Source organism: Actinospineispora eucalypti (assembly GCF_039543365.1).
Taxonomy (GTDB): Bacteria; Actinomycetota; Actinomycetes; order Mycobacteriales; family Pseudonocardiaceae; genus Pseudonocardia; species Pseudonocardia eucalypti.
Genome location: NZ_BAABJP010000005.1, coordinates 38,800 through 52,854, shown reverse-complemented (window position 1 = coordinate 52,854; position 14,055 = coordinate 38,800). Strand labels below are relative to the sequence as shown.

At 69.5% G+C, this 14,055-nt stretch carries 15 protein-coding genes; 6 read left to right on the top strand and 9 right to left on the bottom strand.

Annotation, left to right across the window (positions count from 1 at the left end; all coding sequences use genetic code 11):
* The 5 genes from ABEB12_RS07340 to ABEB12_RS07320 form a co-directional block, all read right to left on the bottom strand.
* The gene (locus ABEB12_RS07340) at positions 1 to 822 is read right to left on the bottom strand and encodes an ABC transporter permease (protein ID WP_185060989.1); all 822 of its coding nucleotides are present in this window, start codon (positions 820 to 822) and stop codon (positions 1 to 3) included.
* Between the two features lie 9 nt (positions 823 to 831).
* Entirely contained in the window at positions 832 to 1,683 is an 852-nt protein-coding gene (locus ABEB12_RS07335; RefSeq protein ID WP_345702634.1) for an MlaE family ABC transporter permease, read from the bottom strand.
* 232 nt (positions 1,684 to 1,915) lie between these two features.
* Positions 1,916 to 2,143 carry a biotin/lipoyl-containing protein gene (locus ABEB12_RS07330; RefSeq protein WP_185060988.1) on the bottom strand — a complete coding sequence of 76 codons (228 nt, stop codon included), beginning with the start codon at positions 2,141 to 2,143 and terminating at the stop codon, positions 1,916 to 1,918.
* Positions 2,144 to 2,158: 15 nt separating this feature from the next.
* Positions 2,159 to 3,511 carry an FAD-dependent oxidoreductase gene (locus tag ABEB12_RS07325; RefSeq protein ID WP_185060987.1) on the bottom strand — a complete coding sequence of 451 codons (1,353 nt, stop codon included), beginning with the start codon at positions 3,509 to 3,511 and terminating at the stop codon, positions 2,159 to 2,161.
* 3 nt (positions 3,512 to 3,514) lie between these two features.
* Positions 3,515 to 4,828, bottom strand: coding sequence for an SRPBCC family protein (locus ABEB12_RS07320; RefSeq protein ID WP_185060986.1), 1,314 nt, complete (start codon positions 4,826 to 4,828; stop codon positions 3,515 to 3,517).
* Between the two features lie 92 nt (positions 4,829 to 4,920).
* Here ABEB12_RS07320 and ABEB12_RS07315 point away from each other — a divergent pair, with 92 nt between their 5' ends.
* From ABEB12_RS07315 to ABEB12_RS07295, 5 genes are all read left to right on the top strand, one after another.
* Entirely contained in the window at positions 4,921 to 5,583 is a 663-nt protein-coding gene (locus tag ABEB12_RS07315; protein WP_185060985.1) for a TetR family transcriptional regulator, read from the top strand.
* A gap of 101 nt (positions 5,584 to 5,684) precedes the next feature.
* On the top strand, positions 5,685 to 6,962 hold the full coding sequence (locus ABEB12_RS07310) for a cytochrome P450 (protein ID WP_185060984.1): 1,278 nt from the start codon (positions 5,685 to 5,687) through the stop codon (positions 6,960 to 6,962).
* Between the two features lie 5 nt (positions 6,963 to 6,967).
* Complete coding sequence (locus tag ABEB12_RS07305; protein WP_185060983.1) at positions 6,968 to 7,750, top strand: glucose 1-dehydrogenase; 783 nt, start codon at positions 6,968 to 6,970, stop codon at positions 7,748 to 7,750.
* A gap of 2 nt (positions 7,751 to 7,752) precedes the next feature.
* Positions 7,753 to 8,682: a TIGR03564 family F420-dependent LLM class oxidoreductase gene (locus ABEB12_RS07300; protein WP_185060982.1), complete on the top strand. Its 930-nt coding sequence runs from the start codon at positions 7,753 to 7,755 to the stop codon at positions 8,680 to 8,682.
* Positions 8,679 to 8,825 carry a hypothetical protein gene (locus tag ABEB12_RS07295; protein ID WP_185060981.1) on the top strand — a complete coding sequence of 49 codons (147 nt, stop codon included), beginning with the start codon at positions 8,679 to 8,681 and terminating at the stop codon, positions 8,823 to 8,825. The genes ABEB12_RS07300 and ABEB12_RS07295 overlap by 4 nt, the downstream gene beginning before the upstream one ends.
* A gap of 12 nt (positions 8,826 to 8,837) precedes the next feature.
* Here the strand turns inward: ABEB12_RS07295 and ABEB12_RS07290 are convergent, their stop codons facing one another.
* Both ABEB12_RS07290 and ABEB12_RS07285 read right to left on the bottom strand, forming a co-directional pair.
* Positions 8,838 to 9,824, bottom strand: a complete 987-nt coding sequence (locus ABEB12_RS07290; protein WP_185060980.1) for a transketolase C-terminal domain-containing protein — start codon at positions 9,822 to 9,824, stop codon at positions 8,838 to 8,840.
* A complete protein-coding gene (locus tag ABEB12_RS07285) occupies positions 9,821 to 10,795 on the bottom strand; it encodes a thiamine pyrophosphate-dependent enzyme (RefSeq protein ID WP_221497711.1) in 975 nt (324 codons plus the stop codon). The genes ABEB12_RS07290 and ABEB12_RS07285 overlap by 4 nt, the downstream gene beginning before the upstream one ends.
* A gap of 130 nt (positions 10,796 to 10,925) precedes the next feature.
* Between ABEB12_RS07285 and ABEB12_RS07280 the strand changes: the two genes are divergently transcribed.
* On the top strand, positions 10,926 to 12,479 hold the full coding sequence (locus ABEB12_RS07280; RefSeq protein WP_185060979.1) for a long-chain-fatty-acid--CoA ligase: 1,554 nt from the start codon (positions 10,926 to 10,928) through the stop codon (positions 12,477 to 12,479).
* A 9-nt stretch (positions 12,480 to 12,488) separates the two neighbouring features.
* On the opposite strand, the gene ABEB12_RS07275 is transcribed toward ABEB12_RS07280, so the two are convergent.
* Together ABEB12_RS07275 and ABEB12_RS07270 are read right to left on the bottom strand one after the other, a co-directional pair.
* On the bottom strand, positions 12,489 to 13,271 hold the full coding sequence (locus tag ABEB12_RS07275) for an enoyl-CoA hydratase-related protein (RefSeq protein WP_221497710.1): 783 nt from the start codon (positions 13,269 to 13,271) through the stop codon (positions 12,489 to 12,491).
* Entirely contained in the window at positions 13,268 to 14,053 is a 786-nt protein-coding gene (locus ABEB12_RS07270) for a citryl-CoA lyase (protein ID WP_221497709.1), read from the bottom strand. The genes ABEB12_RS07275 and ABEB12_RS07270 overlap by 4 nt, the downstream gene beginning before the upstream one ends.
* Positions 14,054 to 14,055: the final 2 nt, after the last annotated feature.

Below are 14,055 nucleotides of genomic sequence, written 5' to 3'. Positions count from 1 at the left end.
TCAGTTCCCGATCGGCGCGTTGGGGAAACCGCCCCAGAACAGCTGCTGGCAGAACATGCCGATCACGCTGACCAGCACCATGTTCACCACCATTGACTTGGCGGTGTTCTGTCCGACCTCGACCGGACCGCCGCTCGCGGTGTACCCGAAGTAGCAGGCAACCAGCACGATCAGGGTGCCCAGAATCATCATCCAGAACATGGAGTAGACCAGGTCGATCGGGCTCTGGAACGCCCAGAAAACCTGGAAGAAACCGCCCACCGAAACCGTCTCCAGCATGTGAATGATCACGAGATATGAACCGACGTGGGAAAGCGCCAGACCGACCAGGTACAGGAACGGCATGGAAATCCACGCGGCGAGAATTCGGGTGCCCACCAGGTACGGTTTCGGAGGGATACCCATGACCTCGAGGGCGTCGATCTCCTCGCTGATGCGCATCGAGCCGATCTCCGCCACCAGGCCGCACCCGACCTTCGCGGACAGGATCCAGCCCCACATCTCCGGTGCCGTGGCGCGCAGCCCACCCAGTGCCGGGAAGACACCGACGTAACCCTTGGCACCGAACTGGCTGGAGATGTAGTTGCCCTGCACCGCGAAGACCGCGCCGATGACGAACTCCATCAGCCAGATCACCAGGCCGCTGGACAGGATGACGATCCCGGTCTGCCGCAGCACTTCGGAGCCGTAACGTCGCGCGCCGCCCAGCGAACGCAGCGCCTCCCCGCCGAATCTGGCCACGTCGGCGGCGTTGGCCAGTGCCGCCAGCGGGCGGTCGGCCAGCCGGCCCGACCGGGTGGTCTCAGCGTGTCCGGTAGCCATCCGCCGGCCTCAGCGCACCGTCTGCAGCTCGGGAGCCAGCCCGAGCATGATCGACACGAAGAAGAAGTCCACAATGAAGATCAGCGCGAAGGAGATCACCACCGCCTGGTTCACCGCGCGCCCCACACCGGTGGAGCCGCCGCTGCAGCTGATCCCCTTGTAGGAGCAGACCACCCCGATGATCAGGCCGAACAGTGCGCTCTTCAGCAGCGAGGTCCACAGCTCGACGGTGGTCAGGTTGGCGAACAGGGTGGCCAGGTACTCCCCGGCGGGCACCTTGCCGATCAGCACCGACCCGGTCAGGCCGGTGACGATGCCGATCAGGATGGACACCACACCGAACAGGCAGGTCATCACGATCGCGGCGAGCACCCTGGGTAGCACCAGCTCGCGCAGCGAGTCGACGCCGAGGATCTCCAGCGCGTCCAACTCCTCGCGCACCTTGCGGGCGCCGAGGTCGGCGGTGAGCGCGGCACCCACGATGCCGGCGACCACCATGGAGTTGATCCACGGGGAGAACTCGCGGATGTTGACGATGAAGAAGTACTGCCCGTAGCGGTTGTTGGCGCCGAGCAGGGTGGTGAAGTTGAGCCCCAGGATCGCCACCATCATGCCGAACGAGGACACCGCCAGCACCAGCGGAAACCAGCACAGTTTGAGCACCCAGTAGACCTCGTCGAGCACCGCGCGCCAGTAGCCGACCGGCCGGCGCACCGCGCTCCAGATCACCGCGCAGCCCAGTTGCGCCATCGCTCCGGCCTCGGCGATCGGGTGCAGAACCGGCGGCGGAACGGCCGCGACAAGCGCCGGCCCCTGATTCCGGCGGCGCACCACCCGGGCCGGGGCATATTGCGTGTTCATCATTGAACCTCCCCCGAATGTAAATCTTTTCAGGCCACTCGGTAAAGACGAGTCAATTCGCCCTGTTCGATCAGTTAACGACCAGCAGTCGCTTAAGTTACGAGCTGTGGGAAAATATTTCCCGCTCACCCGGAATGGGATCTTCGGAAAGTCCGGCGAGAGGTGCGATACTTCGGATCATGAAAACGCCGAAGCGGGCCGGGGCCACTTCGGCGTCTACGTGCGGCGGGCGCTAATCGATAGCGCCGATCACCGCGCCCACCGGGTGGTCGGACTCCGGCTCCGCACCGTGGCGCAGCACGCCGTCGGCGACCGCCTCGATCTCGACCTCGGTCTTGTCGGTGGCCACGGTGAGCACCGGATCGCCGGCCAGGACGGACGCGCCGTCCTCGGCCAACCACTCGACGATGGTCACGGTGGTCACGCTCACCCCGAGCCGGGGTACCACCAGTTCCGCCACGTTGACCCTCCCGTCTCAGCGTTCGCGGACGTCGATCAGCTGGCGGGCCGCCCGTTCACCGGAGGCGGTGGCCACGTTCAGGCTGGTCACGCAGAAGTAATCGCCGGCCAGCCGGACCAGCCGGTCGTTCTGGGCGCTGAGGCGGTTGAACTCCCGCATACCGGACCAGTAGCCCGGATAGCTCTTCGCCCATGAATAGGGCCACCGGGTGAGCTGGGTGAACCGCACGCCGTCGCCGATGCCGGGCACCATGGGCTCGGCGGCGTCGATCAGCTCCTTGACCAGCAGGTCGTCGTCCTCCTCCTCGAGCACGCGCTTGCTCCAGTCGTTGGAGCCGAAGATGGTGGCGATCGCCTTGCCCTCGGGGACCCGGCCGGGCGCCTTGTTGTGCTCGAGGTTGACCGCGAGAACCTTGGTCTGGTTGGAGACCTCGGTGGAGTAGACCATCGAGGCCGACGACGCGGGCGGCGAGTCCAGTGCGACGTGCGCCTGCACGATGGTGGCGTTGTCGACCTTGGTGGCCAGGAAGTCGCGGCGCCAGGCGTCCAGCCCGTTGTGGATCTTGGCGGCGCCCTTGGGCAGGGTCGCCACCACGACACCCGCGAAGGACTGGCTGTGTTGGCCACCTTCGGCGTCGCGCCAGCTCACCTCCACCTCGTCGGCCCGCTCGTCCACCGCGGTGACCTCGGCGTTGCACCGGGTGTCGAAGAAGCGGCCCAGCTGCTCGGCGTAGGCCTGCATGCCGTCGCGGATGGCGTGGTAGCGCTGCAGCTTCATGAACGTGGCGAACACCCACACCAGGTCGGCGGCGGCCACGGTGCTCGGCGCGGTGCCGACGAAACCGCGAATCACCGGGTCGACGAAGTTGTCGTAGACACCGTCGCCGAAGCGCCGCCGGCCGTACTGCTCGGCGGACATCCCGTCCAGCTCGGGCAGCTTGGACAGGTCCTCCACGTCCAGCCGATTGCGGTACCGGAGCACGTCGACGGTGATCTTGGCCAGGTCCAGCTTGTCGCGCAGGCCGATCAGCCGGGTCTTGAGCATGTCCAGGTGGATGCGCTGCACCGCGAAGTTGTGCTGGGTGCCGCCGGAGTCCAGCATGGCCAGCACGGTGGACGCGGGGATGAGCTGGTCACCGAGCCCGGACTCGCGCATGATCTGGACGAACCGGGTGTAGCTGCCGGCGATCTGGCTGGGACCGTCCTCCACCTGGAAGCCGTCTCGCCGCACGGTGCGCATGCGCCCGCCGAGCTGCCCGTTTCGCTCGAACACCGTCACCGGGTGGCCGGCCTCGCGGAGCCGCCAGGCGGCACCCAGTCCGGCTGGGCCGCTGCCGATCACCGCCATCGGTAGTCCGTTCAGGGTCATCGTTCAGCCCGCCAGATAGCGGTCGAGAGTCTCGTTCATGTGCACGATCCGTGCCTCCATCGCGCTCAGCCGGAAACCCCGGAAGCCCGTCGAGTGCAGGCCCTGCTGCTGCACCACGATGTTGTCGAAGTCCTGGTCCATCACCGCGCCGCAGGAACCGCCCGGCTCCACGTGCACGTTCTGTGCGTGCGGCGGCGGCTCGACATCCTCGGGGACCCTGTGCAGGTACCACATGTCGAAGATCATCGACTCCGGGTCGAGGCCGTTCGGGCGCATCCGGAACATCCACGAGCCAAAGGACAGGGTGTGGATCTGGATGTTCGGGAAGATGAACCACTCGTAGTCGTCCACCAGCTGGGTGTCGGACAGCCCGGTCACGTCGATGCCGGCCTGAGCCATGCCCGCCTTGATCAGCGGGACGAGCACCTCGCGCAGTGGGGTGCCGTCCGGCAGGTCCATCTGACGCAGCGCGGTGATCAGCGCGGTGTCCTCGCCGAACGCGTCGAAGGTCCACTGCATCGCGTCCAGCGTCTCCTCCATGTCCGGGGCCTGCTCCAGCAGCCGGTCCGGCATGCCGAACCGGGCGGCCAGCATGGAGTGGTCGCCGATCAGCTCGATCGGGTTCTGCGTGTAGTCGGCGAAGCTGACGGTCTCCGGGTGGATGTAGCGCGCGTGGTAGTCCTCCTGGAAGGCGTCCAGCGCGATCTTCCAGTTCACCGGCACGACGGTGGAGCGCGACCACCACCGGTACTGCCGGGACAGCCGGTACGGGGCCAGCCGGCGGGGGAGGTCACCGAGGTAGTCGGCCAGCGGGCCGGCGTGCGGGTCCAGGTTGACGAAGATGAACTGCTCCCAGCGGTCCACCCTGACCTCGGACAGGGCCACGTCCCGGTCGGCGAACGGGCAGAACTCCTGGCGTTCGGGCACGGCGGCCAGCGAGCCGTCCAGCCGCCAGGTCCACCCGTGGTAGGGGCAGCGCAGCTGACCGGCGCTCCCACTGCCCTGCTTGAGCGGGCGGCCCCGGTGCTGGCAGGCGTTGTGGTACGCCTTGACCTGGTCCTCCGCGACCCGGACCACCAGCACGGACTCCCGGCCGATCCGGTACTCGTGGTAGTCACCGACGTTCGGGATGTCCGCGTCCATGCAGGCGATCTGCCACACCCGCGACCACATCCGGGTCAGCTCGGCGAGCAGGAACTCCCGGGACAGGTAGCGGTCCTTCGCCAGCAGGTCCGCCGGTGGTGCCGGCCGGGTCGTGGGCAGCCGCCCCTCGGCGATCTGCGCCTCCGCCGTGCCGGGTTGGTGGGTCACCGTCATCGCTGAACCTCCAATAAACAGGTGCGCCGCTCGAGACTTTAGCGACTGTTGGTGCCTTAATGGAAGAGGGGTGGAACGGGTACCTTTTGCCCATGACAAAGCCGGTCCGCACCCGACGCCGTACGTCGGAGGTGCGCGCGCTCCTGCTGGACGCCGCGGCCAGCGTGTTCGCCCGCAAGGGCTACGCGGCCACCACCACCGACGACATCGCCGCCGAGGCCGGCGTCGCCCGGACGCTCATCTTCCGGCACTTCGGCAGCAAGTCCGACCTGTTCCGCGCCGCCCAGCTGCAGCCGTTCATCGAGCTCATGGAGGGCTTCCGGGACAGCTGGCAGGCGCAACAGGCCGAGGTGTGGACCGCCGAACGGCTGATGCGCACCATGGTCGAGCACATGTACGACAGCTTCCGCGCACACCGGCACGGCGTGCTGGGCCTGGCCACCTCCCTCGAGGCGCTGGACCAGGAGGCCGCCAAGGAGGCCCGCGAGGTGCTTGACCAGGTGTTCGCCGACGTCACCGAGATCGGCAAACAGGAAGCGCGGCGCCGGGGCTGGTTCTCCGAGCAGGACCTGGAGCTGTCCATCCGCATGATCGTCGGCATGGTGGCCTCGATGTCCACCATGGACTCGCTACTGCTGCCGGCGGGCCGCGCCCGGCCCTCGAAGAACCAGGTCGTGGACCACCTCACCGCGATGGCGCTGTACGGCATCCGCCTGCACAACGGCGAGCTCGAGGACGGAGAAACCGAAAGCTGACCGATTCGGCCGCCATTTTGCGACCAGTTGTCGCTTGACTCAGGGTGTCGCCGGTTGCTTGACTCTCCCCAGGTTCACGGCCCGGGATGGAGTGATCTGGCATGACAGTGCGGACCGACACCTTCGTCTTCAATCCATGGGACGTGACGTGGCGCGACGGGCGCACGGAACAGACGATCGACGCGCTGGTCGAGGACCATCCGGTGTACCGGCTGCCGGACGGAAAGTACGTGATCTCCCGCTACGCCGACGTCCGGGAGATCCTGAGCAACCACGACCGGTACTCGGCGCGTCCCAACCAGGGCGAGCTGATCGGTTTCCCGCCCCGGCTGGAGGGTGAGCAGGACGCGGAGATGCTGCGCCGGCTGACCGAGCTGGTGGCCGCGATCCCGTTCGACGTGAGCGAGTTCGCCTCGGCGAACGTGATCGTCGGTGTGGACCCGCCGGTGCACACCAAGGTGCGCGGCATTGTGGCCCGCGGTTTCGTGCCCCGGCGCATCCGCGCGTTGGAGGGCAGCATCGACGACATCGTCGCCGAGTGTCTCCGGGAGATCTCCACCGGCGACTCCGTGGACCTGGTCGAGCGGCTGGCGGTTCCGGTGCCGATCCGGGTGATCGGGGACATCCTGGGGTTGCCCCGTGAGCGGCACGCGGACCTCAAGCGCTGGTCGGACGTGCTCTCGCGCTGCGTGCACGGCGCGGAGCGGGGCACCGCCGGGGCGGCCGTGCGGCTGGTCGAGATGCTCATGGAGTTCGGCGGGGTGTTCCTGCCGATGATCGAAGAGCGCCGGCGGAACCCGGGCGACGACCTGATCAGCGACATGGTGCGGGCCGAGGAGGTGGACACGCTCACTGCGGTGGAGGCGGTGCTGTTCCTGATCATCCTGATGGCCGCCGCGAACGAGACCACCACCAGCCTGATCGGCAACACCGCCGTGTACCTCATGCGCCACCCCGAGCAGCTGGCCCGGGTGCTGGACGATCCTTCGCTGGTGGACGGCGCCTGCGAGGAGTCGCTGCGGCTGTCCTGCCCGGTGCAGTTCGTGTACCGAGAGCCCACCGAGGACGTGGTGCTCCACGGGGTGCCGGTCCCAGCCGGTGCGCCGCTGGTGTGCATGATCGCCGCCGCCAGCCGTGACCCGAGGCAGTACCCCGACCCGCACCGCTTCGACCTGACCCGCAAGGGCCACCACCTGGCCTTCGGGCACGGGGTGCACGTGTGCCTCGGCGCCCACCTCGGCCGCATCGAGGGCCGAAAGACGCTGGCCGCGCTGGCTCCCCTGTTGACCGAGTTCACCCTCGACGAGGGCGCGTTGCGGCTGGACCGCAGCGCGTTCACCCGCGCGTTCACCCAGATCCCGCTGATCAGGAAGAGGTAGACACCATGGGCGATCGGCTGAACGGCAAGGTGGCCGTGGTCACCGGGGCCGCCCGGGGCATGGGCGCGGCCACCTGCCGCCGGTTCGTGGACCAGGGCGCACGCGTGCTGGTCACCGATGTGCTCGAGGAGGAGGGCGAACTGCTCGCCAAGGAGCTGGGCGCCTCGGCCGCGTTCGCCCGGCTGGACGTGACCGACGAAGCGAACTGGGCGGAGGTCGTCGCGCACGCGCGGCGGCGCTTCGGCCGGGTGGACGTGCTGGTGAACAACGCCGGTATCCTGCGCGCGGTACCGATCCCGAACATGACCGAGCAGATCTATCGCCAGGTCGTCGACATCAACCAGGTCGGCGTGTTCCTCGGGATGAAGGCCGTGGCGGGCGCGATGGCGGCGGCCGGCGGCGGCTCGATCGTGAACATCTCCTCCATCGACGGCCACCAGGGCACGCCGACGCTGGTCGCCTACGTGGCGGCCAAGTACGCGGTGCGCGGCATGACCAGGGTGGCCGCGCTGGAGCTGGCCTCGGTGGGCATCCGGGTGAACACGGTCTGCCCGGGCGCCACCCGCACCCGTATGATGGACTGCCCGGACATGGCCGGCATCGACATCGAGGGACTGTCCGCGCGGATGGCCCCGCTGGGCCGGATCGGCGAGGCCCCGGAGATCGCCGACGCGGTGCTGTTCCTCGCCTCCGACGAAAGCTCCTACGTCACCGGCACGGACATCGTGGTGGACGGCGGCGCGATCGCCGGGGTGGGCGTGGAGATGTTCAGCCAGGTCTCCGCGTAGCCATGCGGATCGGGATCAACGGATCCGGCCTGGTCGCCACCGGCGCATCGCTGACCCAGCTGGTGGAGCACGCGGCGGCGGCCGAGCGGGACGGCTTCGCGTCCTACTGGCTGGGCCAGATGGCGGTGCCCGACGTGCTCACCGTGTACGCCGTCGCCGGCGCCGCCACGTCACGCATCGAGCTGGGCACGGCCGTGGTACCCACCTGGATGCGCCACCCCCTGATGCTTGCCGGGCAGGCACTGACCACCCAGGAGGCCTGCGGCAACCGGCTCACCCTCGGCATCGGGCTGGCCCACCGACCGCTGGTGGAACAAGCGATCAAGGTGCCGTTCCGCGCACCGGCCAGGCACATGGCCGAGTACCTGGCGGTGCTCGCGCCGGCGCTGGCTGAACGCAAGGTCGCGGTGACCGGGAGCATCTGGTCCGGCGAGGAGGACCTGTCCACCGCCGCGCGCTCGGCACAGGCGCCGCCGGTGCTGCTGGCCGCGATGGGACCGCGGATGCTGTCACTGGCCGGGGCACTGACCGACGGCACCATCCTGTGGCTCTCCGGGCCACGCACCATCGCCGACACCATCGCGCCCGCGCTGCGCGCCGCCGCGTCGGCGGCCGGCCGTCCCGCGCCGAGAGTGGTCGCCGGGCTGCCGGTGTGCGTCACCGACCGACCGGACCGGGTACGTGCGACGATCGACCAGGCCCTGCGCCACTACGCGCGGCTGCCCTCCTACCGGTCGGTGCTGGACGCCGAAGGTGCGCGCGGCCCGGGAGACGTCGCCGTGGTCGGCGACGCGGCGACCGTCCGTACCGCGCTCACCGACCTGGCCGCGGCCGGCGCGACCGACTTCGCGGCCACCGAGTTCGGCACCACACGCGACGAGTTCATCGCCACCCGCACCCTCCTGTCCGAGGTGGCCGCCACCGCCGAGTGAGCCTGATTGTGCTGGCGAGCGTGGTGGCGGTGGTGGCACTCGGCGACGAACGGCTCACCACCGCCGACGCGGTCCTCGTGGTCGTCACAGTGGCCCCGTGCCTGATCGTGGATCTTTTGATCCTTTTCGGCCCCCGCGACTGACCCCGGCCGCTACTAGGTTTTGTGCGTTTGGCGGATGGCGGCGGCGATGGCGTCCGGGCTGGGAAAATGCGTGCGCTCCAGTTCAGTGGCGAACGGCACCGGGGTGTTCGCGCCGGCGACCCGGAGCACCGGGGCGCGCAGGGTGCCCCACAGCTTCTCCTGCAGTACCGAGGCGATCTCCGCACCGAACCCGCCTCGACGTACAGCCTGGTGCGCGACCACGGCGCGTGTGGTCCTGCGCACCGAGTCAAGAACCGTCGCCTCGTCCCACGGCATCAGCCAGCGCAGGTCCACCACTTCCACGGAAATGTCCTCGCCGGCCAGTTGCTCGGCGGCGGTGAGCGCGTTGGGGACCTGGGCGCCGTAGGTGACCACGGTGACGTCGGCGCCCGGGCGCACCACCGAGGCACTTCCCGGCGCGACCCGGTGCTCACCATCCGGGCACGGCCCGCTCGCCCCGTACAGTCCGACCGGTTCGAAGATCACGACGGGGTCCGGGTCCTCGATTGCCGAGGTCAGGATGCCTTTCGCATCGGCCGGGCTGGCCGGCATGGCCACCTTCAGCCCCGGAGTGTGGATCATCCAGGCCTCTACCGACTGGGAGTGCTGGGCGGCGAAGTTGAGACCGCCGGAGAGCATGCCCCGGATCACCAGCGGCACCGTGGTGCGCCCGCCGGACATGTAGCGCAGCTTGGCGGCGTGGTTGGCCACCTGGTCCAGGCACACCGCGTAGAAGTCGGCGATCATGATCTCGCAGATCGGTTTGCCGCCGAGCATCGCCGAGCCGATGCCGGCCCCGATGATCGCCTGTTCGGAGATCGGCGTCTCCCGGACCCGGTCCCGGCCGTACCTGGTGGACAGGCCCTTGGTGATGCCGAACGCCCCACCGATGGGGTCGATGATGTCTTCGCCCATCAGGAAGACGTCCGGGTCGGTGGCCAACGCCCGGTCCAGGGTCTGGGAAAGGGCCTGCACCATCGTGATCCGTTGCTCGGTCATGCCGGCACCGCCTCGGCGTAGACGTCGGTGAAGGTCTCCTCCGGGTCCGGTGGCGGGCTCTGCATGGCGAACTCGACGGCCGCTTCGACCTCCGAGTTCACCTCAGCTTCCAACTCGGCCAGTTCGTCCTCGGTCGCCACGCCCCGCTCCAGCAGCCGGCGCCGGTACGCCGGCACCGGGTCGTTGGCCAGCGCGGCCTCCCGTTCCTGTTTCGGCATGTACTCCATCTGGTCCACCCCGAAGATGTGTCCCATGAAGCGGTAGGTGTTTGCCTCGATCAGGGTCGGCCCCTCCCCCGCTCGTGCCCGGGCGACAGCGGTGTGCGCGGCCGCGTACGTCTCGTCCGGGTCGTTGCCGTCCACGGTGACCCCGGGGATGGCGTAGCCGGCGGCGCGCGTAGCGATCCGCTGGACGGTCATCGACTCCATGCGCGGGGTGAACTCGCCGTACTCGTTGTTCTGGCAGACGAACACCACGGGCAGCCGCCAGAGCGCCGCCATGTTCAGCGACTCGTGGAACGCGCCGATGTTCGTCGCGCCGTCCCCGAAGTAGGCCACGGTGACCGAGTCGTTGCCGGTCATCTGGCAGCGCAGCGCGAGCCCGTTGGCAATGGGGATGGCGCCGCCGACGATCCCCGAGGTGGCCATGACGCCCCGGCGCGGGTCGGACAGGTGCATGATCCCGCCCTTGCCCTTGCAGGTGCCGCCGGAGCGTCCGATGATCTCGGCGATCACCTCGCGCACCGGCGCCCCCTTGGCCAGGGTGTCGTGCAGTCCCCGGTAGGTGGTGGTGATGTAGTCGGCCGGGGTGAGCGCGGCGGACACCGCCGCCGGGATCGCCTCCTGCCCCCTCGGCGAGTAGTAGATGATCGATATCGCGCCCTTCATCATCAGACCGCGCATCGTGCTGTCCACCGTGAGGATGCGGTACATCCGTTCGTAGATGCCGCGCCGCGTCTCGTTGTCGGTCACCCGCTGCGTTCCCTCCCGCGAAGCCTCTTCGCCATCAAGCGACTAGCGGTCACATTAGACCATATTTTTCGACTGAGGATGAGGGGGATCTTCTAGCTTAAGAGACCAGTAGTAGCTAGTATTCGAGGTCATGACCGGACCGACTCTCGCCGGTGTGATCCGCCGGCACGCGAAAGACCGCGCGGACCATCCGGCCGTGTGGTACGACGGCGGCACGCTCAGCTACGCGCGGCTGGGCGAGCGCACCGACCGGGTGGCGGCCGGCCTGGCCGAGGCCCGGGTGCGCCCCGGCGACCGGGTCGCCGTGCTCAGCAGGAACCACCCCTCGGTGCTCGAGGTGCTGCTCGGCGCGGCCAAGCTGGGCGCGGTGACGCTGCCGGTGAACTGGCGGCTGGCCGGCCCGGAGATCGCCTACATCGTCGACCACGCCGAGGCGCGGGTGCTGGTGGTCGGCCCCGAGTTCACCGACACCATCGCCGACATCGCACCCGGTCTGCCCCGGGTTCGCACCGTCCTCGGCCTGGGTACAGCGGGTCGCTACCCCTCGTACGAGGACTGGCTGGCCGGCCAGCCGGCCACCGACCCCGGCCACCAGCCGCATCCGGACGACGTGGTCGTGCAGATGTACACCTCGGGCACCACCGGGCGCCCCAAGGGCGTACAGCTGACCAACGCCGGCCTGCTCGGCCGGATGGGCGAGCTGTGTCGGTTCTGGCACTACGACGCGGACAGCGTGAACCTGGTGGCCATGCCGCTGTTCCACATCGGCGGCACCGGGGCGGCCCTGCTCAGCCTGCTGCCCGGGGCGACCACGGTGCTGCTGCCCGAGGTGGACCCGGTGCGCATCGCCCGGACCATCACCGAGCAGCGGGTGACCAACGTGTTCCTGGTGCCGACGGTGATCCAGTCCCTGCTGGACACGCCGGGGGCGGGTGACTGGTCCTCGCTGCGAGTGATCCTGTACGGCGCCTCACCGATCTCCGACACGGTACTGCGGCGGGCGATGGACCGGTTCGGGTGCGACTTCGTCCACCTGTACGGCATCACCGAGTGCGGCGGCTCGGTGAGCCAACTCGAGCCCCGCTATCACGACCCGGAGAACCGGCCCGACCTGCTGCGCTCCTGCGGACGTCCGCTGCCGTGGAACGAGGTGCTGGTGGCCGACCCGGACACCAGCGAGCCGGTCGCCGCCGGTCGGGTCGGTGAGATCCTGGTGCGCTCACCGCAGAACATGCTCGGGTACTGGCGACAGGACGCGGCCACCGCCGAGGCGTTCACCGCCGACGGCTACTTCCGCACCGGCGACGCCGGCTACTTCGATCGGGACGGATTCCTCTACCTGCACGACCGGATCAAGGACATGATCGTCTCGGGCGCCGAGAACGTGTACCCCGCCGAGATCGAGAACGTCATCGCCGGTCATCCGGACGTGGCGGACGTCGCGGTCATCGGGGTACCGCACGAGCGCTGGGGCGAGACGCCGAAGGCGCTGGTGGTGCCCCGCCCGGGGGCCGCGATTGACCCCGCGGAGCTGCTCGAGTTCTGCCGGCGGCACCTGGCCGGCTTCAAGTGCCCCACCTCGGTGGACACCGTCAAGACGCTGCCCCGCAACCCCTCGGGCAAGCTGCTCAAGCACGAGCTGCGCGAACCCTACTGGGCCGGCAAGGCTCGCCGCGTCAACTAGCCCGCCGGGTCAGCCGACCGACCGCGCACGGATCGCGGCCACCTTGGCCTGGATCTCTGGCAGGGTGAACGTCTCCGCCTCGGCGGCGCAGGCGTAATCCAGCACCCCGATGGCGGCCCGCTCCAACCGAATGTTGAGCGCCCGTTTGGTGGCGCGCAGCGCGGTGGCCGGCAGCTCGGCCAGCCGGTGGGCCAGCGCGGTGGCCTCGGCCATCACCTGGTCGTCGGGCACCGCGCGGCAGGCCAGGCCCAGCGAGACCGCGGTGGCCGCGTCGATCCTCGCGCCGGTGTAGATGAACTCCTTGGCGCGCATCATGCTCATCAGGAACGGCCAGGTGGCCACCGCGCCGTCCCCGGCGACCACACCCAGCGCCACGTGCGGGTCGGCGAAGAACGCGCTCTCCCCCATGATCACCAGGTCGCACAGCGACGCCAGGCTGGCCCCCAGCCCGACCGCCGGCCCCTGAACCGCCGCGACCACCGGCAGCGGGAAGCGCAGCATCTCCCCGGCCAGGCGCCGCGCCTCGTCCAGCGACCGGGCGCGCTCGACCTGGTCGGTGGCCACCCGGTGCAGCCACTCGGCGTCGCCGCCGGCGGAGAACACCCCGCCCGCCCCGCACAGCAGCACCGCCCGGGTCGCCGAGTCGGCGGCCAACCGCCCCCAGACCTCGGTGAGCTCGGTGTGCAGCTCGGTGTTCACCGCGTTCCGCGCCTGCGGCCGGGACATGCGAACGATCTTGACCGCGCCCTCGTCCAGGACCTCCAGGACCGCCACCCGCTGTGCTCCGCTCACCGCTTCTCCCGGTCTTGTTCTTGTTCCGCCAGGTGCGCCGATGCCTCCAGGTCGGCGCGCCGCCAGATCCCGCCGGCCATCGGCCGCTCGCTCTCCTCCAGGATGTGGCCGACCAACCCGATCGCCCTGGCCATCACGCCCAGCCCACGCACCGCCTTGACCGGCAGGCCCAACTCGCCGGACAACGCACCGATCGCGCCGGTGGCGTTCACCGGCAGCCGCCGCCCGGACACCCGCTCCGCCTCGGCACCCACCAGCTCCATCAGCGCCACGTACCGCCCGTGCAACCCGCACTCCCGCGCGATCTCGAACAGCCGAGGCGTACGCGGGTCGATTGGCTTGTGGAACGGGTGGCCGACGCCCGGAACCGGTGTGCCGGCGGCCCAGTGCGCCGCCACGATCCGGCCGGCCGCCGCGCCCAGGTCCAGGTCATCCGCCGCCCCGTCCAGCTCGCCCGCCAGCATCACCGCCACCCCCTCGGTGCTGCCCACGAACACGCTGCCCAGGCCACACAGCCCGGCGGCCACCGCCGCCTGCGGCGACTCGGGCGCGCCCGCGTAGGTCAGCCGGGCGGCCAGCGCGCTGGGGGTGATGCCGTGCTCGACCAGGGTGATCAGCAGCGCGTTGTACACCCGCGCCTGCTCCTCGGTGGGGCACCGACCGGTCAGCTGCAGGAAGGAGAACGCGGCCAGGTCCATATGGCCGAGCACCTCACTCGGCAGGTCCAACCCGCGCACCACTATCCGGTCCGCGCTGCTCCACGCGATGTCCGAACGAACCACCC